The 19,090-nt window shown below is 70.9% G+C and carries 20 protein-coding genes; 11 read left to right on the forward strand and 9 right to left on the reverse strand.

Features of this window, described 5'->3' with window-relative positions; all coding sequences use genetic code 11:
* The first annotated feature begins 33 nt into the window (after positions 1-33).
* The 4 genes from xseA to LQF12_RS12525 are packed head-to-tail and all read left to right on the forward strand — an operon-like array spanning position 34 to position 3,190.
* Positions 34-1,323 (forward strand): exodeoxyribonuclease VII large subunit, encoded by a 1,290-nt coding sequence (gene xseA / locus LQF12_RS12510; protein ID WP_231053258.1) that lies wholly within the window; start codon positions 34-36, stop codon positions 1,321-1,323.
* Between the two features lie 4 nt (positions 1,324-1,327).
* Positions 1,328-1,612: an exodeoxyribonuclease VII small subunit gene (locus tag LQF12_RS12515; RefSeq protein WP_231053259.1), complete on the forward strand. Its 285-nt coding sequence runs from the start codon at positions 1,328-1,330 to the stop codon at positions 1,610-1,612.
* A 1-nt stretch (position 1,613) separates the two neighbouring features.
* Positions 1,614-2,534, forward strand: a complete 921-nt coding sequence (locus LQF12_RS12520) for a carbohydrate kinase family protein (RefSeq protein ID WP_231053260.1) — start codon at positions 1,614-1,616, stop codon at positions 2,532-2,534.
* Complete coding sequence (locus LQF12_RS12525; RefSeq protein WP_231053261.1) at positions 2,531-3,190, forward strand: carbonic anhydrase; 660 nt, start codon at positions 2,531-2,533, stop codon at positions 3,188-3,190. Before LQF12_RS12520 ends, LQF12_RS12525 begins: the two co-directional genes overlap by 4 nt.
* Before the next feature lie 10 nt (positions 3,191-3,200).
* Here the strand turns inward: LQF12_RS12525 and LQF12_RS12530 are convergent, their stop codons facing one another.
* From LQF12_RS12530 to LQF12_RS12540, 3 genes are all read right to left on the reverse strand, one after another.
* Positions 3,201-4,742, reverse strand: coding sequence for a UDP-N-acetylglucosamine 1-carboxyvinyltransferase (locus tag LQF12_RS12530; protein ID WP_231053262.1), 1,542 nt, complete (start codon positions 4,740-4,742; stop codon positions 3,201-3,203).
* 159 nt (positions 4,743-4,901) lie between these two features.
* Positions 4,902-6,233, reverse strand: a complete 1,332-nt coding sequence (phoH2, locus tag LQF12_RS12535) for an RNA 5'-3' helicase PhoH2 (RefSeq protein ID WP_231055602.1) — start codon at positions 6,231-6,233, stop codon at positions 4,902-4,904.
* Between the two features lie 355 nt (positions 6,234-6,588).
* A complete protein-coding gene (locus tag LQF12_RS12540) occupies positions 6,589-7,350 on the reverse strand; it encodes an isoprenyl transferase (RefSeq protein WP_231053263.1) in 762 nt (253 codons plus the stop codon).
* A gap of 172 nt (positions 7,351-7,522) precedes the next feature.
* Between LQF12_RS12540 and trhA the strand changes: the two genes are divergently transcribed.
* Both trhA and LQF12_RS12550 read left to right on the forward strand, forming a co-directional pair.
* Positions 7,523-8,200: a PAQR family membrane homeostasis protein TrhA gene (trhA, locus tag LQF12_RS12545; RefSeq protein WP_231053264.1), complete on the forward strand. Its 678-nt coding sequence runs from the start codon at positions 7,523-7,525 to the stop codon at positions 8,198-8,200.
* Between the two features lie 45 nt (positions 8,201-8,245).
* Positions 8,246-9,196, forward strand: a complete 951-nt coding sequence (locus tag LQF12_RS12550; RefSeq protein ID WP_231053265.1) for a PPK2 family polyphosphate kinase — start codon at positions 8,246-8,248, stop codon at positions 9,194-9,196.
* 76 nt (positions 9,197-9,272) lie between these two features.
* Here the strand turns inward: LQF12_RS12550 and LQF12_RS12555 are convergent, their stop codons facing one another.
* From LQF12_RS12555 to mca, 3 genes are read right to left on the reverse strand one after another with little or no spacing between them, the layout of a single operon-like run.
* On the reverse strand, positions 9,273-10,076 hold the full coding sequence (locus tag LQF12_RS12555; protein ID WP_231053266.1) for a nitrilase-related carbon-nitrogen hydrolase: 804 nt from the start codon (positions 10,074-10,076) through the stop codon (positions 9,273-9,275).
* Complete coding sequence (locus LQF12_RS12560) at positions 10,073-10,351, reverse strand: hypothetical protein (RefSeq protein WP_231053267.1); 279 nt, start codon at positions 10,349-10,351, stop codon at positions 10,073-10,075. The genes LQF12_RS12555 and LQF12_RS12560 overlap by 4 nt, the downstream gene beginning before the upstream one ends.
* Positions 10,348-11,190 (reverse strand): mycothiol conjugate amidase Mca, encoded by an 843-nt coding sequence (mca, locus tag LQF12_RS12565; protein ID WP_231055603.1) that lies wholly within the window; start codon positions 11,188-11,190, stop codon positions 10,348-10,350. Before mca ends, LQF12_RS12560 begins: the two co-directional genes overlap by 4 nt.
* 148 nt (positions 11,191-11,338) lie before the next feature.
* Here mca and LQF12_RS12570 point away from each other — a divergent pair, with 148 nt between their 5' ends.
* Together LQF12_RS12570 and greA are read left to right on the forward strand one after the other, a co-directional pair.
* Positions 11,339-11,767: a DUF4307 domain-containing protein gene (locus LQF12_RS12570; protein ID WP_231053268.1), complete on the forward strand. Its 429-nt coding sequence runs from the start codon at positions 11,339-11,341 to the stop codon at positions 11,765-11,767.
* A 179-nt stretch (positions 11,768-11,946) separates the two neighbouring features.
* Positions 11,947-12,426: a transcription elongation factor GreA gene (gene greA, locus LQF12_RS12575; protein ID WP_231053269.1), complete on the forward strand. Its 480-nt coding sequence runs from the start codon at positions 11,947-11,949 to the stop codon at positions 12,424-12,426.
* Positions 12,427-12,510: 84 nt separating this feature from the next.
* Here greA and LQF12_RS12580 read toward each other — a convergent pair whose 3' ends face one another.
* Entirely contained in the window at positions 12,511-13,692 is a 1,182-nt protein-coding gene (locus LQF12_RS12580) for an AI-2E family transporter (protein ID WP_231053270.1), read from the reverse strand.
* Between the two features lie 113 nt (positions 13,693-13,805).
* Here LQF12_RS12580 and LQF12_RS16450 point away from each other — a divergent pair, with 113 nt between their 5' ends.
* The gene (locus LQF12_RS16450) at positions 13,806-15,452 is read left to right on the forward strand and encodes an acyltransferase (protein ID WP_290370696.1); all 1,647 of its coding nucleotides are present in this window, start codon (positions 13,806-13,808) and stop codon (positions 15,450-15,452) included.
* Positions 15,453-15,542: 90 nt separating this feature from the next.
* Here the strand turns inward: LQF12_RS16450 and LQF12_RS12595 are convergent, their stop codons facing one another.
* Together LQF12_RS12595 and LQF12_RS12600 are read right to left on the reverse strand one after the other, a co-directional pair.
* Positions 15,543-15,944 carry an FKBP-type peptidyl-prolyl cis-trans isomerase gene (locus tag LQF12_RS12595; RefSeq protein WP_231053271.1) on the reverse strand — a complete coding sequence of 134 codons (402 nt, stop codon included), beginning with the start codon at positions 15,942-15,944 and terminating at the stop codon, positions 15,543-15,545.
* A 111-nt stretch (positions 15,945-16,055) separates the two neighbouring features.
* Positions 16,056-16,943, reverse strand: a complete 888-nt coding sequence (locus LQF12_RS12600) for a Bax inhibitor-1/YccA family protein (RefSeq protein WP_231053272.1) — start codon at positions 16,941-16,943, stop codon at positions 16,056-16,058.
* Positions 16,944-17,248: 305 nt separating this feature from the next.
* On the opposite strand from LQF12_RS12600, the gene LQF12_RS12605 reads away from it, so the two are divergent.
* A complete protein-coding gene (locus LQF12_RS12605) occupies positions 17,249-18,208 on the forward strand; it encodes an ABC transporter ATP-binding protein (RefSeq protein WP_231053273.1) in 960 nt (319 codons plus the stop codon).
* Entirely contained in the window at positions 18,205-19,074 is an 870-nt protein-coding gene (locus LQF12_RS12610; protein WP_231053274.1) for an ABC transporter permease, read from the forward strand. The genes LQF12_RS12605 and LQF12_RS12610 overlap by 4 nt, the downstream gene beginning before the upstream one ends.
* The last annotated feature ends 16 nt before the right edge of the window (positions 19,075-19,090 follow it).

Here is a 19,090-nt window from a genome sequence, read left to right on the forward strand (position 1 = left end):
CTCGATGTCGGCGGGATGGGGCAGGCTAGAGCGATGCAGTCAGCTGAGCCGCCCTCTGGCGCCGCCCCCGTCGGCGATCTGCCCGCCCGGGCACTGGACACCACCGCCGAACAACCCTGGCCGGTCCGGCTGCTCTCGGCGAAGATCGCCGACTACGTCAACAAGATGGCTCCGGTGTGGGTGGAGGGGCAGCTCGTCCAGGTCAACGCCCACAACGCCTCCGCCAGCGCCTACCTGACGCTGCGCGACACCGACGTCGACATGTCGCTGAATGTGACGATGCTCAAGCGCCTGCTGCTCGCGGCCGGAACCGCGATCGAGGAGGGATCGCACGTGGTCGTGCGCGCCAAGCCGTCCTTCTGGACCAAACGCGGCACGCTCAGCCTGCGCGCCACCGACATCCGCGCGATCGGTCTCGGCGAGCTGTTGGCCCGCATCGAGCACCTCAAGCGGATCCTGGCCGCCGAAGGGCTGTTCGACACCGAACGCAAGCGACCGCTGCCGTTCCTGCCCACGCGGGTGGGGCTGATCTGCGGGCGCGACGCCAAGGCCAAGCACGACGTCCTCGTGAACGCCTCCGCCCGCTGGCCGCAGGTGCAGTTCGAGGTGCGGGAGGTGGCGGTGCAGGGTCCAAGCAGCGTCGGCGAGGTGAGCCGGGCCATCGCCCAGCTCGACGCGAATCCCGAGGTCGACGTCATCGTGGTGGCACGTGGTGGTGGTTCGGTCGAGGACCTGCTGCCCTTCTCGAACGAGACGATGGTGCGGGCGGCCGCCGCCTGCCGCACCCCACTGGTGGCCGCGATCGGGCATGAGACGGACTGCCCGCTCCTGGACCTGGTCGCGGACTATCGCGCCTCCACACCCACCGACGCGGCCAGGCGCATCGTGCCCGACATGGCCACCGAGCTCACCCGGATCACCCAGACCCGCGCCCGGATGGCAGGTGCACTGCGCCAGCGGCTCGCGCTCGAGTCCGACCGCCTGACGGCGCTGCGCTCGCGACCTGTCCTCGCTCAGCCACTGGTGCTCGTGACCAGCAGAGCCGACCACGTCCACCAGTGGCGCACCCGGAGCCGGGTGGCCTTCGCCGCGCGGCTGGACCGCGCGGGCGGGGAGGTGTCCAACCTCCGGACGGCGTTGCGCACCCTCTCCCCCGACGCCACCCTCCGGCGGGGGTACGCGGTGCTGCGCCATCAGGAGGGGACGGTCGTGCGCGATCCGGCGGAGGTCGCCGTCGGAGAGGACCTGCGGGCGCTGGTCGCGGGCGGGGAGTTGAGCGTGTCGGTGCGTGGGACCGGCGCCACTCGGGAGAACCGGACGTGATTGGATGTGCCCCGTGACTGCAAGGAACGACGTGCACGACCTCAGCTATGAGCAGGCGCGCGACGAGCTGGTCGAGGTCGTCGCGCAGCTGGAGAGCGGTGCGGCCTCACTCGAGGAGTCGCTGGACCTGTGGGAACGCGGCGAGGCCCTCGCCGACCGGTGCCAGAGCTGGCTCGACGCCGCCGGCGAGCAGATCCGGGCGGTCAGCGAGTCCGACGATGACGGCGAGGCTTCCGAGACCGCTCCCGCAGGGCCCGACGAGCCGGCCGAGCAGGACGAGGAGGACTGACATGGCGCACGCGCTGGTGATCGGCGAGGCCCTGGTGGACGTGGTCCGTACCGCCGACGGCACGGTGACCGAGCATCCGGGTGGATCGCCGGCGAACGTGGCACTGGGCCTGGCGCGGCTGGGACGCCACACGGAGCTGGCCACCTGGCTCGGGCCCGACGCCCGCGGAGAGCTGGTCGCCTCGCACCTGCGCGCCAGCGGCGTGCACCTGGTGCCGGGATCGGAACGCGCCGAGCGGACTCCGACCGCGATGGCCACCCTCGCCCAGGACGGCAGCGCCACCTACGAATTCGATCTCGCCTGGCGCGTGCCCGAGGTCGCCCTCGATGACACGGTCGCGGTGCTGCACACCGGCTCGATCGCCGGGACGCTGGAGCCGGGCGGGTCCGCCGTCGCCGAGATCGCCGCCGCGGCCCGCGAGCACGCGACCATCAGCTACGACCCGAACGCCCGGCCCACGATCATGGGCAGCGCCGAGGTGGCCCGGCCGGTGATCGAACGCCTGGTCACCCTGGCGGACATCGTCAAGGTCTCCGATGAGGACATCGCCTGGCTCTACCCGGGCGCCGACGATCTCGAGATCATCCAGCAGTGGGTGCGCTCGGGGCCCTCGGTCGTCGTGCTCACCCGGGGAGGCGCCGGCTCGGTGGGCGTCAGACTCACCGGCGGGATCGTCGAGGTGCCCGCCCCGAGCACCACGGTGGTCGACACCGTCGGCGCCGGCGACTCCTACATGGCCGGCCTGCTCGACGGGCTGTGGAGCGCGGGGATGCTCGGCGCCGGACGCCGGGACGCCCTGCGCCTCATCGACGAGGAGACGCTGCGTCGGGCCATGACCCATGCTGCCCGCATCGCCGCCATCGTGGTCTCCCGTGCCGGCGCCAACCCACCCACCACCGCCGAGCTGAAGGAGCACGCGTGAGCACCCGCCCGACCACACCTGCCGAAGCATTCGCCGCGCTCACCGAGGGCAACCAGCGATTCGTCGCCGGTGAGATGGCTCATCCCAGCCAGGACGCCCAGCGACGTGCCGAGCTGTCCAGCTCCCAGCACCCGTTCGCGGTGTTGTTCGGGTGCTCGGACTCGCGGCTCTCGGCCGAGATCATCTTCGATCGCGGCCTCGGGGATCTGTTCGTGGTGCGTACCGCCGGTCACGTCGTCGACACCACCGTGATCGGGTCGATCGAGTACGGGGTGGAGCTCGCCGGCGCCCCCCTGGTGGTGGTGCTCGGGCACGACAGCTGCGGCGCCATCGCCGCGGCGCATCAGGCCCTCACGACCGGCGCACTTCCCGGCAACTTCGTGCGCGCCGTCGTCGACCGGGTCATCCCGAGCCTGGTCACCGGAGCCGGCAGCGCCGAGGGAGCCCCGGCACTGGCCCACGAGGCCGGTTCGGTCCGGCTCCCCGCGCCGGAGGACCTCCAGACCGAGCACGTCCGCGCCACCGTGCGCATGCTGCACTCCTACTCGGCCACCCTCGCCGACGCCGTCGCCGAGGGCCGGTGCGCGATCGTCGGCATGGAGTACGCCCTCGGGGAGGGCACCGCCCGGGTGGTGGAGGTGCTCGGCGAGATCTGAGGCGCCGGCTTCAGTCGCGGAAGGTCTCGATCTGCGCACCGAGCTCGATCAGCCGCTCCTGCAGCTGCTCGTAGCCGCGGGCGATGATGTCCACGTTGCGCAGCACCGAGGTGCCCTTGGCAGCGAGCATGGCGAGCAGGATCACGACGGCGGGGCGCAGCGCCGGAGGGCAGCTCACCTCGGCCCCCGACCACCGGGTCGGGCCGGTCACGTCCAGCCGGTGCGGGTCCAGCAGCCGCACATCCGCTCCCAGCCGGGTCAGGTCGGTGAGATGGATCGCCCGGTTGTCATAGACCCAGTCGTGGATGAGCGTGGTGCCCGAGGCGGCGGCCGCGATCACTGCGAAGAACGGCAGATTGTCGATGTTCAGCCCGGGGAAGGGCATCGGGTGGATCTTGTCGATCGGTGCCCGTAGCTCGCTCGGATAGACGGTGACGTCGACGAGCCGCGTACGCCCGTTCGCCGCGGCGTACTCCTCGGATCGGGTGTAGCGCAGGCCCATCTCCGCCAGCGTCGCCAGTTCGATCTCCATGAACTCGATCGGCACGCGCGCCACGGTGATCTCGGAGTCGGTCACGATGCCGGCGGTGAGCAGGCTCATGGCCTCGACCGGGTCCTCCCCGGGGGCGTACTCCACGTCGCGGTCGATGTCGCGCACCCCGTGCACCTGCAGGGTGGTGGTGCCGATGCCGTCGACGCGCACGCCGAGGAGCTCGAGGTAGAAGCACAGGTCCTGGACCATGTAGTTCGGGCTCGCGTTGCGGATGGTCGTCACTCCCGGGTGCCGGGCCGCCGCCATCAGCGCGTTCTCGGTGACGGTGTCACCACGCTCGGTCAGTACGACCGTCGGACCGGGGGCGCGCTCGGTGCTGACGGTGGCCTCGTAGTTCCCGGCGGTGGCGACGACCTCGAGGCCGAACGGCCGCAGCGCGATCATGTGCGGCTCCACGGTGCGGGTCCCGAGGTCGCACCCTCCGGCGTAGGGGAGCTCGAAGGCCTGCTGGCGGCCCAGCAGCGGGCCGAGGAACATGATGATGCTGCGGGTGCGCCGAGCCGCATCGGCATCGATCGCGCCCAGGTGCAGCTCCGCGGGAGGGACGATCTCCAGATCCTTGCCGTCGGCCGACCACGTCGCCCGGACCCCGATCGAGCGCAGCACGTCGACGATCCGGTCCACCTCCACGATCCGGGCCACACCGCGCAGCGTCGTGCGCCCGCGGTTGAGCAGCGAGGCGCAGAGCAGAGCGACCGCGCCGTTCTTGGACGACTTCACCGTGATCGTGCCGGCGAGGCGTTGCCCCCCGGTCACCCGCAGGTGTGCGGCACGCGGGATGCCGATGGAGAGCAGATCGGCGTCGAGTGCGGCGTTGATCCGCGCGAGCAGCTCGACCGATAGGTTCTGACTGCCCTGCTCGATGCGGGCGATGGCGCTCTGGCTGGTCCCCAGACGCTCGGCGAGCTGGGCCTGGGTCAGGCCGCGGTTCTGCCGGGCACCCCGGATCAGGGTCCCGATCTCCGTGAGTGAGGTCTGCGTATCGTCGATCACCGTCATGACAGCGAGAATATCTCGGATCTGAGATATTCGCGGCCCGGTGTGGCGACCATCACGGAACCTTCACGGCCCTTTCACCCACCCCCAGCATAGGTCGACCCGCCCCGGCCGCAAGCCGGGGCGGGTCGACGCAGGGCGGGGGACGTCGTCGCCGGCTGCTCAGGCCCCTTCGAGCATCTCGGTGACCAGCGCGGCCACGGGCGAGCGCTCGGACCGGGTGAGCGTCACGTGCGCGAACAGCGGGTGACCCTTGAGCGACTCGATCACCGCGGCGACACCGTCGTGGCGGCCGACGCGCAGGTTGTCACGCTGGGCGACATCGTGGGTGAGCACCACCCGCGAGCTCTGCCCGATCCGCGACAGCACCGTCAGCAGCACGTTGCGCTCCAGGGACTGTGCCTCGTCCACGATCACGAAGGCGTCGTGCAACGAGCGCCCGCGGATGTGGGTCAGTGGCAGCACCTCGAGCATCCCGCGGTCCATCACCTCCTCCACCACATCGGCGGAGACGACCGCGCCCAGGGTGTCGAACACCGCCTGGGCCCACGGGTTCATCTTCTCCGACTCGTTCCCCGGCAGGTAGCCCAGATCCTGCCCACCCACGGCGTACAGCGGCCGGAACACCATCACCTTGCGGTGCTCCCGGCGTTCCAGCACGGCCTCCAGCCCGGCACTGAGGGCGAGCGCGGACTTCCCCGTTCCCGCTCGCCCACCCAGGGAGACGATGCCGATGTCGGGATCGAGCAGCAGGTCGATCGCGATCCGCTGCTCGGCGCTGCGCCCGTGCATCCCGAAGACGTCCCGGTCCCCACGGACCAGCCGCACCTGCTTGTCCGGGGTGATCCGGCCCAGCGCCGAGCCCCGCGGGGAGTGCAGGACCAAGCCGGTGTGGCAGGGCAGGTCCCGCAAGGGCTCCGAGGCGACCACGTCGGCCACTGCCACCGTCTCCTCGGTGAAGAGCCGGCCCATCTCCTCCTCGGTGAACGAGCCCTCGGCCATTCCGCGGAACCCGGAGTCGACCGCGAGCTGGGCGCGGTACTCCTCGGCACGCATCCCGACGGCGGAGGCCTTGACCCGCATCGGCAGGTCCTTGGAGACCACCACCACCGAGGCTCCTTCGGCCCGCAGGTTCGCCGCCACCGAGAGGATCCGGGTGTCGTTGTCGCCCAGGCGCATGCCCGAGGGCAGGATCGCCGGATCGGAGTGGTTGAGCTCGACCCGGATCGTCCCGCCGAGCTCACCGGCCGGCACGGGGCGGTCGAGGTAACCGTGGGTCTGCCGCAGATCGTCGAGCAGGCGCAGGGCACTGCGGGCGAAGTACCCGAGCTCGGGGTGGTGGCGTTTTCCCTCCAGCTCGGTGACCACGACGATCGGCAGGACCACATCATGCTCGGCGAACCGGTGGATCGCGCGGGGGTCCGACAACAGCACGGAGGTGTCGAGCACATAGGTGATGCGCTCGCCGTCGGGCGAGGAACCGGTGACCGGCAGCGGCGCGGCCTGTCCCTCACCACCCTCCGGCACATCGGGGACCGGGGTGTCGAACGTGAGGGACTCTCGGCTCACGGCTAGCTCCTCCAGCAGGACCTGCCCTGGCGCTCCCGCGACCAGGACCGGATCGGGGTGAGAGCGGCAGGCCCCACATGAGCGCAGGCGGCCGGTGGCTGCACCTGCAAACTCGTCTGCGTCATGGGCTGGCCTTCCGGCGAACGACCGGATGTCGTCCGGTAGGCACAACCTACGACGGCGACCGGTCACCGTCAGCCATAGGCGCGCCGTGTCGGGGCATCAGAGGCAAGAGTTCATACGCCGGTCACGTCGCCCTCACTGCCGGCGCATTCCCGGACTACCGGCCCATCCGGCGTTCCCGGCCGGCGTAGGCACGCAGCGCCCGCAGGAAGTCGACGCGCCGGAAGTCGGGCCAGAACGCCTCACAGAAGTAGAACTCGCTCTGCTCGCTCTGCCACAGCAGGAAGCCACCGAGCCGCTGCTCACCGGAGGTGCGGATCACCAGATCCGGGTCGGGCTGGCCCTTGGTGTAGAGGTGACCGGTGATCGCCTCGGGGGTGATCGCCTCGTCCAGGTCCGCCAGCCCACGGCCGGACTCGAGCAGCTCGGTGATGAGGGAACGCACCGCACCGGCGATCTCGTCCCGGCCGCCGTAGCCGACCGCGATGTTGACGTGCAGACCCTCGACGTCTCCGGTGAGAGCCTCCGCCGCCCGTAGCCGCTGCGCGATCTCCTCGGGCAGCAGATCGAGCTCGCCCACCAGCTGCAGTCGCCACCGTCGCGTGGCTGCGAGCCCGGCCACGGTGCAGGCGATGATCTCGAGCAGATCGGTCACCTCGCGCTCCTCCCGGCGGAGGTTCTTCGTGGAGAGCATCCACAAGGTGACCACGGGGATCTCGACGTCCTCGCACCATCGCAGCAGGTCGGCGATCCGATCGGCGCCCGCCTGATGCCCCTGAGCCGCCTCGAGGCCCGCCGAACGCGCCCAGCGCCGGTTCCCGTCGAGCATGACACCCACGTGGTGCGGCAACCGCGCGCCGTCGAGGGCACGCGTGAGACGGCGCTCGTAGAGGCCGTACAGAAAGGACGGTGGACGCATCGGGTGGTGACCTCCTTCGCAGCACAGCATTGCGGGTGCGGGGGCGCCCGACCAACTCCATCGCTCGCTCACACCGTACCTTCACAGGTCCTCCCGCCTACCTACGCTGACGTAACCTACGATGGCGTAGGAAGCGGGTCCGCCCGCTGCGCCCGCCAGATCAGGAGCACCCATGAGCCCTACCCGAGAGCCCCTCGCGGGCATCCCGCCGGAGATCGCGGTCAAGCCCCGACTGCGCGGATGGATCCACAGCGTCATGGCCCCGATCTCGCTGGTGGTGGCACTGATCCTCGTGCTCGGTTCGACCACCACGACGGCGGCCCTGACCACCGCCGTCTTCGGTCTGACGACCGTGGTGCTGTTCGGTACGAGTGCGATCTATCACCGCGGCACCTGGTCACCGGGCACCTTCGCGGTGCTGCGACGCCTGGACCACTCCAACATCTTCCTGGTCATCGCCGGGACGTACACGCCGCTGGCGGCGCTGCTGCTGCCGGCAGCCACCGCCAGGGTCCTGCTGATCGTCGTCTGGTCCGGCGCCCTGGTGGGCCTGCTGGCACGGATGTTCTGGATGAGCGCCCCGCGCTGGTTCTACGTTCCCGTGTACATCGCGCTCGGCTGGGTGGCGCTCTGGTTCCTGCCGCAGTTCTGGGGCGAGGGCAGCCCGGCCGTGGCGATCCTGGTCATGGTGGGCGGGCTCGGCTACACCCTCGGCGCGCTCGCCTACGGCCTCAAGCGACCCAACCCGGTGCCGGGCTGGTTCGGCTTCCACGAGATCTTCCACACGGGCACCGTGATCGGATACGGCGCTCACGCGGTGGCCATCGCGATCGCCGCCTCGATCCTGTGACCCCGGGCTAGGGTGGGGCGGACCTAACCGAGAGGATCCTGGCCCATGGCCCGCGACTTCAGCGCACCCGTTGCCGACCTGCTCCGCGTGGACGACGACTTCGACCTCACCTCCTTCGACCGGCGGGGCACACCCGGGTGGGAGCACGGCAAGAAGGCGGCCGAGAAAGCCCTCGCCGCGCGGGGCGAGCGACTCTCCGAGCTGCAGGAGCGGCTGTTCGCGGAAGGGCGCGCGGGCGGCACGCGATCGGTGCTGCTGGTGCTGCAGGGCCTGGACACCGCCGGTAAGGGCGGGATCGTGCGCCACGTGATCGGGATGGTCGACCCGCAGGGCGTGGACCTGGCCTCCTTCGGCGTGCCCACCGCGCAGGAGCAGAAGCACCACCACCTCTGGCGGGTGCGCCGGGCGTTGCCGCGCCCGGGGCAGATCGGGGTCTTCGACCGTTCGCACTACGAGCAGGTGCTGGTGGTCAAGGTCGAGGAGCTGGAGCCGCCCGAGCTGCAGGAGAAGCGCTACGCCGAGCTCATCCGTTTCGACCGCCTCACGGCGGCCGCGGACACACTCGTGATCAAGGTGGCCCTGATGGTCTCCCACGAGGAGCAGGGCGAGCGCCTGCTCGAGCGCTTGGACCGCCCCGACAAGCACTGGAAGTACAACCCCGCCGATCTGCACACGCGGCAGAAGTGGGACCAGTACCAGGCGGCCTACCAGGAGATGTTCGAGCGCACCTCCATCGACGAGGCTCCCTGGCACGTGGTCCCCGCCGACCGGAAGTGGTACGCCCGTCTCGCGGTCACCCAGCTGCTGGTCGACGCGCTGGAGTCGATGGACCTGACCTGGCCCGAGGCCGACTTCGACGTCGATGCGCAGCGGACCCTGCTGGCGGAGACCGCCCGGTCCCGCGCCAAGGACGAGCCGCCGGCCGCCAAGAAGTCGGCCAAGAAACCGGCCGCTAAGAAGTCGGCCAAGAAGTCGAAGAAGCCCGCGAAGAAGTAGCGGGGGGCGGAACGGAACTGACGGCCCTGAGCGCCTCCGTGCCAGATGTGGCGCGGAGGCGCTCAGGGCTGTCTGTTCAGTCCCGCCGCGGCACCACCGTGTACCGCCGGTGCGCCAGGCTCGGCACCTGCTCACGGACGTCGCGGACCAGCGCCGGGTCCAGCTCGGCGTGGACGATGGCCGCGGTGCTCGCATCCTCGGTGCCGGCCAGGAGCCGGCCCGTGGGGTCGATCACCTGCGTGCGTCCGCTGCGGCCGTCCCCGCCCTGACTGGCCAGGACGAGGTAGGCCGTGTTCTCGATCGCCCGCGCGCGCACCAGCACGTCGAGCTGGTCCGCCTTCCCCGGGCCGTCCGCCCACGCCGCCCCGACCACGAACACCTCGGCGCCGGCATCGGCGAGCACCCGGAAGGTCTCGGGAAAGCGCAGGTCGTAACAGGTCGCCAGGCCCACCCGCAGGTCGCCCACCTCGATCACGACCGCATGCCCGGACGGGCCGGCATCGAGCACCTCCGACTCCCGGACCCCGAACGCGTCGAAGAGGTGCACCTTCTCGTACCGGGCGCAGGGTGCGCCGTCGGGGCCGACGGCGAAGGCGACGTTGACGCACCGGCCTGCCTGGCCGGAGGGCTCCATCGTGCCGGCCACCACCGTGACCCGCTCCTGCGCAGCCACCGCGGCGATGCCCTGGTGGAAGGCGCCCGACCGGTCCTCACCCAGGCCCGGGTGCAGCCGCGGCGCCCAGCCCGAGGCGTACTCGGGCAGCACCACCAGCTGCGCTCCCGCCCGCGCGGCCGAGCGAATCTGATCGACGGCGAGACGCAGGTTCTCGGCACGGTCCTGAGTCGCGTTGAGCTGGACGGCGGCGACGGTCACGCTCACGACGGACCGCGCTCGCGTGGGGGCTGGGCCGGGGGCGCGTCGTCGGTGGGACCGGCCTGCTGCGCCTCGTCCTCGCTGGCCCTGCCATCCTCCGCGTGCCGGTCCGCCTCGGCCTGCTCGGCCGCCCGGGCCTGGATGCGGCGCATGTGCACGGTGAAGGACCGGGCGATCAGGATGATGACGACGGCGAGGATCAGCAGTACCCAGAAGGCTCCGACGCCGGGGCTGACCATCGTGGGGTCGAATCCGTTCGCGAGCGGCGAGGCGGCCATCATCGCAACCCGTCGAACAGATCGTCCTCGGGCGGGGACGTCGCCACCCGGGAGTGCACGAGTTCGTACTCCTCGATCGGCCAGACCTCACGCTCGAGATCGCGGGGGACGGCGAAGAAGAAGCCGTCCGGGTCGATCTGCGTCGCATGCGCGAGCAGGGCCCGGTCCCGGCGATCGAAGTAGTCGGCGCAGTGGATCCGGGTGGTGACCTTCTCGGCGCGGTCATCCCTGTCCCAGCGGTCCATCCACTCCGCGAACGGGGACTCCAGCCCCTGCGCGAGCATCGCCTCGTGCACGGCATGGATCCGCTCCCGGGAGAAGCCGTGGTCGTAGTAGAGCTTGGAGACCTCCCACGGCTGCCCGGCCTCTGGGAAGCGGTCCGCGTCGGCGGCGGCCTCGAACGCGGCCATCGACACCTCATGGGTGCGGATGTGGTCCGGGTGCGGGTAGCCGCCCTGCTCGTTGTAGGTGGTCATCACGTGAGGGCGGAACTCGCGCACCACCCGCACCAGCGCCTCCGCCGACTCCTCGAGCGGCACCAGCGCGAAGCATCCCTCCGGCAGGGCCGGCAGCGGATCGCCCTCGGGCAGGCCCGAGTCGACGAAGCCCAGCCAGAGCTGACGCACGCCGAGCGCCTCGGCGGCGGCGGCCATCTCCCGGCGCCGGTAGCCGATCATGTCGCGCTGCACCTCGGGGTCGTCCTGCAGGCGAGGGTTGAGCACGTCTCCCCGCTCTCCCCCGGTGCAGGTCACCACGAGGACCTCCACCCCCTCATGGGCGTAGCGGGCCATGGTGGCGGCACCCTTGCTCGACTCGTCGTCCGGGTGAGCGTGGACGGCCATCAGCCGCAAGTTCTCGCCAGGCACAGCTGGATCCTCCGGGGAGCGATGGTGGACAATGGGGGTGCCTCGCCGTGGACCGGCGAGTCACGATGCTCCCTAGTCTAAGGACGTCCGCGTGGTTCCAGCACCGCCTCGGTCAGGAGCCGATGTGCGCCCAGGCGACCGCGACCCCGAGGACGTCGCCGCCCTGATGGCCCGGCGCTACGGCCGCAGCGCCGAGGGGGACACCCGTCGGCGACGCCGGACCTGGGTGGTGGCGGCCGTGTGCGCCGTCCTGGGTCTGTCGGCGCTGGCCATGGTCACGGTCGGCCTGCTCGAGCCCACGGTGAGCTCCCAGGACGTCGGGTTCGAGGTGCTCGACGCCGAGACGGTCCGGGTGACCTTCGATGTCACCCGACCCGCCGGCCGGGAGGCTCAGTGCACCCTGGAGGCGTTGCACACCGGGTTCGGGCAGGTGGGCCTGCTGGAGGTGCCCGTGCCGGTCTCGCAGGGCCACACCGACCGGATGACGGTCGAGATCGCCACCACCGAGCTGGCCACGACGGGCATTGTCCGGGAGTGCCGGCTGCTCGACTGACGCGCCCGGCGCGGAGCGCTGATCGCGCGTGCAGGCACCGGAGCCGCTATGATGACTGTTTCCCGCCGCCCCGGTGCGGCCGCACAAGGCAAGCCAGCCCGGGGGCCGGAACTCCCGCACACCCACATCGAGGTGTGATGCGGTCGAGCGCCGGCCAACGCAGATCGTAGGAGGAAACCGTGTCCGATACCACGTGGCTGACCAAGGACGCATTCGACCGTCTTCAGGCGGAGTACGACCACCTGATCAGTGTCGGGCGGGCCGAGATCGCCGACCGCATCGAGTCCGCGCGCGAGGAGGGCGACCTCAAGGAGAACGGGGGCTACCACGCCGCCCGCGAGGAGCAGGCCAAGCAGGAGGCAAGGATCCGTCAGCTCGACGACCTGCTGCGCACCGCCGAGGTCGGCGAATCACCCGCCGACGACGGCGTGGTCGAGCCCGGCATGGTCGTGACGGCCAAGGTGGCCGGCGAGGAGATGCAGTTCCTGCTCGGCTCCCGCGAGGTCGCGGGCGACACCGACCTGGACGTCTACTCCTCGAACTCCCCCCTGGGCAGCGCCATCGTCGGCAAGAAGGTCGGCGAGAAGGCGTCCTACGAGGCCCCCAACGGCAAGACGATCACGGTCGAGGTCGTCAACGCGACGCCCTTCTCCGGCTGAGGTCGACCCGCACGAACGCCGGTGCCCGCCCGATCATCCGATCGGGCGGGCACCGTCATGTGTGGAGGCGGAGACCGCGGCGGCTCACCCGCGCTCCGGCTCGGGCTTGGCCCCTCTCGACCCGGGCCGCCGCCGGATACGGCGCCGTCTCGGTATGACGGGCACCGGCTCGGGGCGCCCGGCGAGATGGCTCACCACGGTGTTCCCGACCGCGATCACCGGTACGGCGAACAGCGCCCCGACCACGCCACCGATGATCGTGCCGGTGGCCACCGCCAGCAGCACCGCGACCGGGTGGAGCTTGAGCGCCCTGCTCATCAGGATCGGCTGCAGCAGATTCGACTCCGCCTGCTGCACGAGCAACACCACGCCGAGCATCGCCAGCGCGATCAGCGGCCCCTGGTCCACGAGTGCGACCGCGACCGCGATCGATCCGGTGACGACCGCACCGACGATCGGGATGAACGCCCCGACGAACACCAGCACCCCGAGCGGCAACGCCAGCGGCACACCGAGGATCCAGGCGCCGAGCCCGATGCCGACGCCGTCGATGAAGGCCACCATCAGCTGGGTCCGGGCGTAGACGCTGAGGCTGACCCAGCCGCGCTGCCCGGCGCCGTCGACCCGGTCCCAGGTGGCGCGGGGGAAGAGCTGCACCACCCAGTTCCACACGAGCCGCCCCTCCTTCAGGAAGAAGAAGAGGCAGAAGATCGCGATCAGTGCGCCGGCGACGACATGCCCCACCGAGGTGCCGACCGAGAGCGCACCGCTGAAGATCTGCTGCGCGTTCGCCTCCAGCTGGTCCTGGATCTGGGTGATGTAGCTGTTCAGGTCGGCGGTGGACAGTTGCAACGGACCCGTGTTCAGCCAGTCGATGAACTCCTGGATCCCTTGCCAGGCCGTCTCGGCCAGGTCGCGGATGCCGGAGACGATGGAGGCGCCGGCGAGGGTCAGCAGGCCCCCGACCGCGGCGATCGCCACGATCATGGTGCCCACGGTCGCCAGGGTCCGCGGCACCCGCCGGCGATCCAGCCAGTTCACCACCGGGGCGAGCAGCGAGGAGACCAGGACGGCGACCAGCACCGGCACGACCACCGTCTTGATCTGCACCAGCCCGAGCACGACGATCGCGATCGCGAGCACGATGAGCAGGAAGCGCCAGGACCACGCCGCTGCCGCCCGGACCGGCCTGGTGACCGGGGACTCCCGCTCCTCACCCTGCCGGGCACGCTCCTCGTCCGCCACGTCTGGCCCCTTCCTGGTCACAGGGCACAGCGTAGGCACGTGCGCAGGCCGATGCACTGCCGCACCGCGTGTAGCGTGAGTTTCGACCGCGAGACAGCGACCGGCGAGGCCGATGCGAGGAGCCGTTCCCCCCGATGACCCAGCACCTGCCGACCGGACTGGTCGAGGCCGAACCGGATTTCAACGCATGGAGCTTCTGGTCCACGGCGAGCGAGGAGAAGCAGCACGCCCAGCGTGAACGCCTCACCGCCCTGGCCGACGGCGGAGCCGACCTTGCCGAGGGGTGCGTGGTCTCGGAGTGGGCAGCCTGCTTCCCGGACGCGCTCACGCTCGGGCCGCGCTCCTATCTCGCGGCGTTCAGCTACGTCACCGGTGACGTCCACATCGGGGCGAACTCGACGGTCAACGCCTACGCCGTGGTCCGTGGCACCGTCCGCATCGGCGACGGTGTCCGGATCGGTGCCCACACCTCGCTGCTCGGTTTCGACCACACCTTCGCACCCGACCGGCCCGTCCACGAGCAGCCGCTGACCAGCGCCGGCATCACGATCGGCGACGACGTCTACGTCGGCTCCCACGTGAGCGTCGTGGACGGCGTCACGATCGGGGCGCACAGCGTGATCGGCGCCGGATCAGTGGTCACCAAGGACGTCCCGGAGTGGTCGATCATGGTCGGCAACCCGGCCCGGCGCATCCGGGACCGGCGCGGCCCTGGTGCGCCGGCCGGGCCGGGCGGGCCGGCGGACTCCCTCGCCCGGTTCGCCGACCGGGCCCGGGCGGAGGCGCCCGCACTCCTCGCCCGCTACTGGGACGAGGACGCCGGATCCTTCTCGGACACCCCGGGCGCCACGGCGACCGTGCGGGCCCTGTGCGACGCCGTCGAGGTGGCTGACCTGCTCGGACTGGGCACCCCCGACCAGCTCGACCGTGACCGGATCGTCCACGAGCTCACCGCGTCACAGGACCCGGCCACCGGCCTCATCCCCCAGCTCGGCGGCACGGTCGAGGCGACCGGCGCCGATCTCGGCGGCGGAGCCGTGCGCTACCACCTCCTGTGCGCCGGGTACGCCCTCGATCTCCTCGGCGCGCGGCTGACCCATCCGATCCGGATCGTCGACGACCTGCGCGGCGACGCGATGATCGCGGCGCTCGAACGGCAACCGTGGGACGAGAACGCCTGGGGCGCCGGCGACTGGGTGGACTCCGTGGGCACCGCGCTGCTGTGGAACCGGGACTGGTTCGGGCTCACCGGGCCGCTGAGTACGCTGATCGGCTGGCTGCACCTGAACGTCGACCCGCGCTCGGGGACGTGGGGTTCGCCCCGCCCCGGCGATGGGCTACGCCAGCCGGTGAACGGGTTCTACCGCCTCACCCGTGGCACGTTCGCGCAGTTCGGGCTGCCGCTGCCTGCGCCCGAGGCGACGATCGACACCGTCCTAGCCCACGCCCGCGACGACCGGCGCTTCGGCCCCGGGCGCGCGACCGCCTGCGATGTGCTCGACATCGCCCACCCGCTCTGGCTCGCCGGCCACCAGAGTGCGCACCGCCGCAGTGAGGTGCGCGCCTGGGCAACCGCACAGGTTCACCGGCTGATCGAGGCGTGGCACCCGCACGCCGGATTCGGCTTCGCCCAGCGGCCCGACGGCCGCGGTCAGGCGACGCCGAGCCTGCAGGGGAGCGAGATGTGGCTGGCGATCAGCTGGTACCTGGCCGACCTCCTGGGTGGCGCCGGCAGTCTCGGCTTCGAACCGCGCGGCGTCCACCGGCCCTGGGCGCGCTGACCCGGGAACGCGACCACCCGCCCGACCACGGACGAGCCCCCGGCACCTCACGGTTCCGGGGGCTCGTTCGATACGCAGCGACGTCGTGGGTCAGGAGGCGCCGAGGATGTCGACGACGAAGACGAGTGTGTCGTCGCCGCCGATCCCGGCCTGCGGCACACCATTCGGCCCGTAGCCCTCGTGCGGCGGGATGGAGACCAGCACACGGGACCCGATGGGCTGGCCGACGAGGCTGTTGTCCCAGCCGGCGATGACGGTGCCGACGCCGATCGGGAACTGGATGGAGGACCCCCGGTCGTAGGAGTTGTCGAACATCGACCCGCCCCAGACCTGGCCGAAATAGTTCACGTCGATCGTCTGGCCCGCCTCGACGAGCGGACCCTCGCCGGCGCTGAGGACCTCGATCTCGAGCTCGGCCGGAGCCGCGCTCTCGGGGAAGGTCAGGACGGGCTTGTCCCCGAAGGAACCGGAAGCGGTGGGAAGCGTGGCCATCAGATGGATCCAATCAGTGGATGGGTGCCGGACATGCCGAACGGCACGTGCGGCGGGTCTCGAGGCACAAGACCCGCTCCACGTGCCGTCCGGCCGGGGTGCGGGAGTCGATCAGTCGCCGCCGCGCAGGATGGCGAGCAGGCGCAGGAACTCGACGTACAGCCAGATCAGCGTGACGGTGATGCCGAACGCGGCCGCCCAGGCGAACTTGCGCGGGGCGCCGTTGCGCACGCCCTTGGCGATCATGTCGAAGTCCATGATGAGACTCATCGCGGCCAGGATGATCGCGATGGGGCCGATCAGCAGACCGAACGGGATACCCAGGACGGGCACCTCCATGCCACGCAGGCCCCAGGCCGGGACGAAGTCGCTGAAGAACAGCATCGCCCCGAGGTTGACCAGGCAGAACGCCGCGTAGCTGATCACACCGATCATCAGGATCTTGGTGAACTTCGGCGTCACCCGCACCTTGCCGGACTTGAACAGTGCGAGCGTCACACCGAAGGTCACGAAGGTCGCGAGCACCGCCTGGGCGACGATGCCGCCGAACTGGGCCTCGAACACCTTGGAGAGGATGCCGAGGAAGGCTCCTTCGAGAACCGCGTAGGTCAGGATCAGAGCCGGGCTGGGCTCCTTCTTGAACGCGTTCACCAGGCCGAGGATCAGCCCGCCGACGAGGCCGACGATCATCACCGGCATCGCCAGCGCCGGCGGCACCAGCATCCAGGCCGCCGCGGCGGCGAGCACGACCACGCCGACGACGCCCGCAGTCTTCATGATCACGTCGTCGTAGGTGAGCCGGCCGGTCTCGCGCGAGCTCGCATCGGGTGCGTAGTAGGACTGCTCCACACCGGCGAACTGCTGGTCGTAGCTGGTCGGGGTGGCCGTGGTGGCGTACCCGCTGGACTGGGAGCCCTGGGGCACACCGCCGTACGGGCTCACCGCCGCGGGCTTGCTCTTGCCGAACAGCGAGCTGTTCGACAGGTACGGGTTGCTCATCTCGCCTCCTGATCGCGACATCCGGGCGGCGCGCGTGCGCCGCTGCGCCGGTGTGGTCCCATCCTACGTGCCCGCCACTGCCGAGCAGCGGGGGCACCGGGACCCTCTGCCTGTCTCAACGCACGTACAGCGGTTGCTGTTCCCACCGGATGGCACCGGGGCCCGCACTCACCCGGAAGGATGAGACCTCCCCCTCTCGGACGAAGCCGCGCCCCCGGGAAGATCAGCCCCTGGCCGGTCCCCACGGCACCCGTGCGCGGCCTACGGTGGCATCGTCACCCACACGAGAGCGAGGCAGAGCCCCCATGATCGAGGCACGAGGCCTGACCAAGAGGTACGGCGCCAAGACCGCCGTCGACGACATCTCCTTCACCGTCGAGCCCGGCCAGGTCACCGGCTTCCTCGGCCCGAACGGCGCCGGCAAGTCCACCACGATGCGCATGATCGTGGGACTGGACCGGCCCAGCGCGGGCGAGGTGACGGTGAACGGCAAGCCCTATGCCCAGCACAAGGCACCGCTGCGCGAGGTCGGCGCCCTGCTGGAGGCCAAGGCGGTGCACACCGGCCGCAGCGCCGAGAACCACCTGCGCGCCCTCGCCGCCACGCACGGGGTCGGTCGCAAGCGGGTCGAGGAGGTCGTCGAGATGACCGGCCTCGGGGCCGTCGCCCGCAAGCGAGCAGGAGGCTTCTCGCTCGGCATGGGCCAGCGGCTCGGGATCGCCTCGGCGATGCTCGGCGATCCCCGCACCCTCATCCTGGACGAGCCCGTCAACGGCCTCGACCCCGACGGCGTGCGCTGGGTGCGCACGATGGTGCGCTACCTGGCCGACGAGGGCCGCACCGTCTTCCTCTCCTCACACCTGATGAGCGAGATGGCCATCACCGCCGACCGGCTCATCGTCATCGGCCGCGGAAAGATCGTCGCCACCGGGGACGTGCAGGACGTCATCGACTCCGCCACCAAGTCCACCGTGCGCGTACGCACCCCCCGCGCGAGCGACCTGGCGGCTCGGCTGCAGTCCGATGGCGTCACCGTGACCTCCGTGGAGCCCTCGCTCCTCGACGTCGACGGTCTCACCGCCCCGCAGATCGGCGACGCCGCCCTAGCCGCCGGCATCGTGCTGCACGAGCTCACCCCGCAGAGCGCCTCGCTGGAGGACGCCTTCATGACCCTGACGGCCGGCGACGTCGAGTACACCTCGGGCGCCGTGCCCGAGCACCAGACCACCGACACCACCTCCGTCTCCGAAGGAGCGAACCGATGACCGCCGCAGCAGCCACCGAGGCCAGGACCGCCCGTCACGGCGATGCGCTGGCAGGTGCCCACGTGAGCTTCGGGCGCGTGCTGCGCTCGGAGTGGATCAAGTTCACGAGCCTGCGCTCGACCGCATGGACCATGTCCATCACCGTCCTGGTGATGGTCGGCTTCGCGCTGCTCTCGGTGTGGGGCATCACCCAGATCCTCTCCAACCCGGAGATGGCTGCCGGTCCCGGTGGCGAGCCGCTCGTCCCCGGGGAGAACGAGAGCGCCTTCATGGCCACGATGATCGCCAGCAGCTACGTGATGGCGCAGATCGTGGTGGCGGTCTGGGGGGTGCTCGTGGTCTCCGGTGAGTACAGCACCGGTCAGATCCGTTCGACCCTCGCCGCCGTGCCCAAGCGCCTGCCGGTGCTCGCCGCCAAGGGCGTCCTCGTGGCGCTGACCTCGTTCGTGGTCGGCACCCTGGGCACGGTGCTGTCGGTGCTCGCAGTGACCCCGATGCTGAACTCGAACGACCTCGCGCTCGACCTCGGCGACTCCGAGACGCTGCGCATCCTTCTCGGGGCCCCGCTGTACCTGGCGGCCATCGCCCTGCTCGCGCTCGGCTTCGGCTCCCTGCTGCGCCACTCCGCCGGTGGGATCGCCTCGGTCCTCGGGCTGCTCATCGTGCTCCCCGCACTGTCGGCCATCCCGCTCGACTGGGTGGGCGACATCGCGCCGTACTTCCCCGGCGCCGCGGGCGAGCGCATCGTCGCCGAGAACAACCCCGACGCCGTGCTCGGCCCCTGGCAGGGCTTCGGAGTCCTGGGGATCTACGTGGCCGTCATCCTGGCGGCCGCCGCAGTGCTGTTGCGTCGGAGGGACGCCTGAGCACTGCCGGAGGGCC

It is taken from the genome of Ruania suaedae, assembly GCF_021049265.1.
In the GTDB taxonomy this organism is placed as follows: Bacteria; Actinomycetota; Actinomycetes; order Actinomycetales; family Beutenbergiaceae; genus Ruania; species Ruania suaedae.

Coding starts and splice junctions, on each gene's coding strand:
- LQF12_RS12600 (WP_231053272.1), bottom strand. CDS start 16,943: ATGAGCAACCCGTACCTGTCGAACAGCTCGCTGTTCGGCAAGAGCAAG.
- LQF12_RS12530 (WP_231053262.1), bottom strand. CDS start 4,742: ATGACGGTGATCGACGATACGCAGACCTCACTCACGGAGATCGGGACC.
- LQF12_RS12595 (WP_231053271.1), bottom strand. CDS start 15,944: ATGGCCACGCTTCCCACCGCTTCCGGTTCCTTCGGGGACAAGCCCGTC.
- LQF12_RS12610 (WP_231053274.1), top strand. CDS start 18,205: ATGACCGCCGCAGCAGCCACCGAGGCCAGGACCGCCCGTCACGGCGAT.
- trhA (WP_231053264.1), top strand. CDS start 7,523: ATGAGCCCTACCCGAGAGCCCCTCGCGGGCATCCCGCCGGAGATCGCG.
- LQF12_RS12560 (WP_231053267.1), bottom strand. CDS start 10,351: ATGATGGCCGCCTCGCCGCTCGCGAACGGATTCGACCCCACGATGGTC.
- LQF12_RS16450 (WP_290370696.1), top strand. CDS start 13,806: ATGACCCAGCACCTGCCGACCGGACTGGTCGAGGCCGAACCGGATTTC.
- LQF12_RS12550 (WP_231053265.1), top strand. CDS start 8,246: ATGGCCCGCGACTTCAGCGCACCCGTTGCCGACCTGCTCCGCGTGGAC.
- LQF12_RS12540 (WP_231053263.1), bottom strand. CDS start 7,350: ATGCGTCCACCGTCCTTTCTGTACGGCCTCTACGAGCGCCGTCTCACG.
- mca (WP_231055603.1), bottom strand. CDS start 11,190: ATGGCCGTCCACGCTCACCCGGACGACGAGTCGAGCAAGGGTGCCGCC.
- LQF12_RS12605 (WP_231053273.1), top strand. CDS start 17,249: ATGATCGAGGCACGAGGCCTGACCAAGAGGTACGGCGCCAAGACCGCC.
- LQF12_RS12515 (WP_231053259.1), top strand. CDS start 1,328: ATGTGCCCCGTGACTGCAAGGAACGACGTGCACGACCTCAGCTATGAG.
- LQF12_RS12520 (WP_231053260.1), top strand. CDS start 1,614: ATGGCGCACGCGCTGGTGATCGGCGAGGCCCTGGTGGACGTGGTCCGT.
- xseA (WP_231053258.1), top strand. CDS start 34: ATGCAGTCAGCTGAGCCGCCCTCTGGCGCCGCCCCCGTCGGCGATCTG.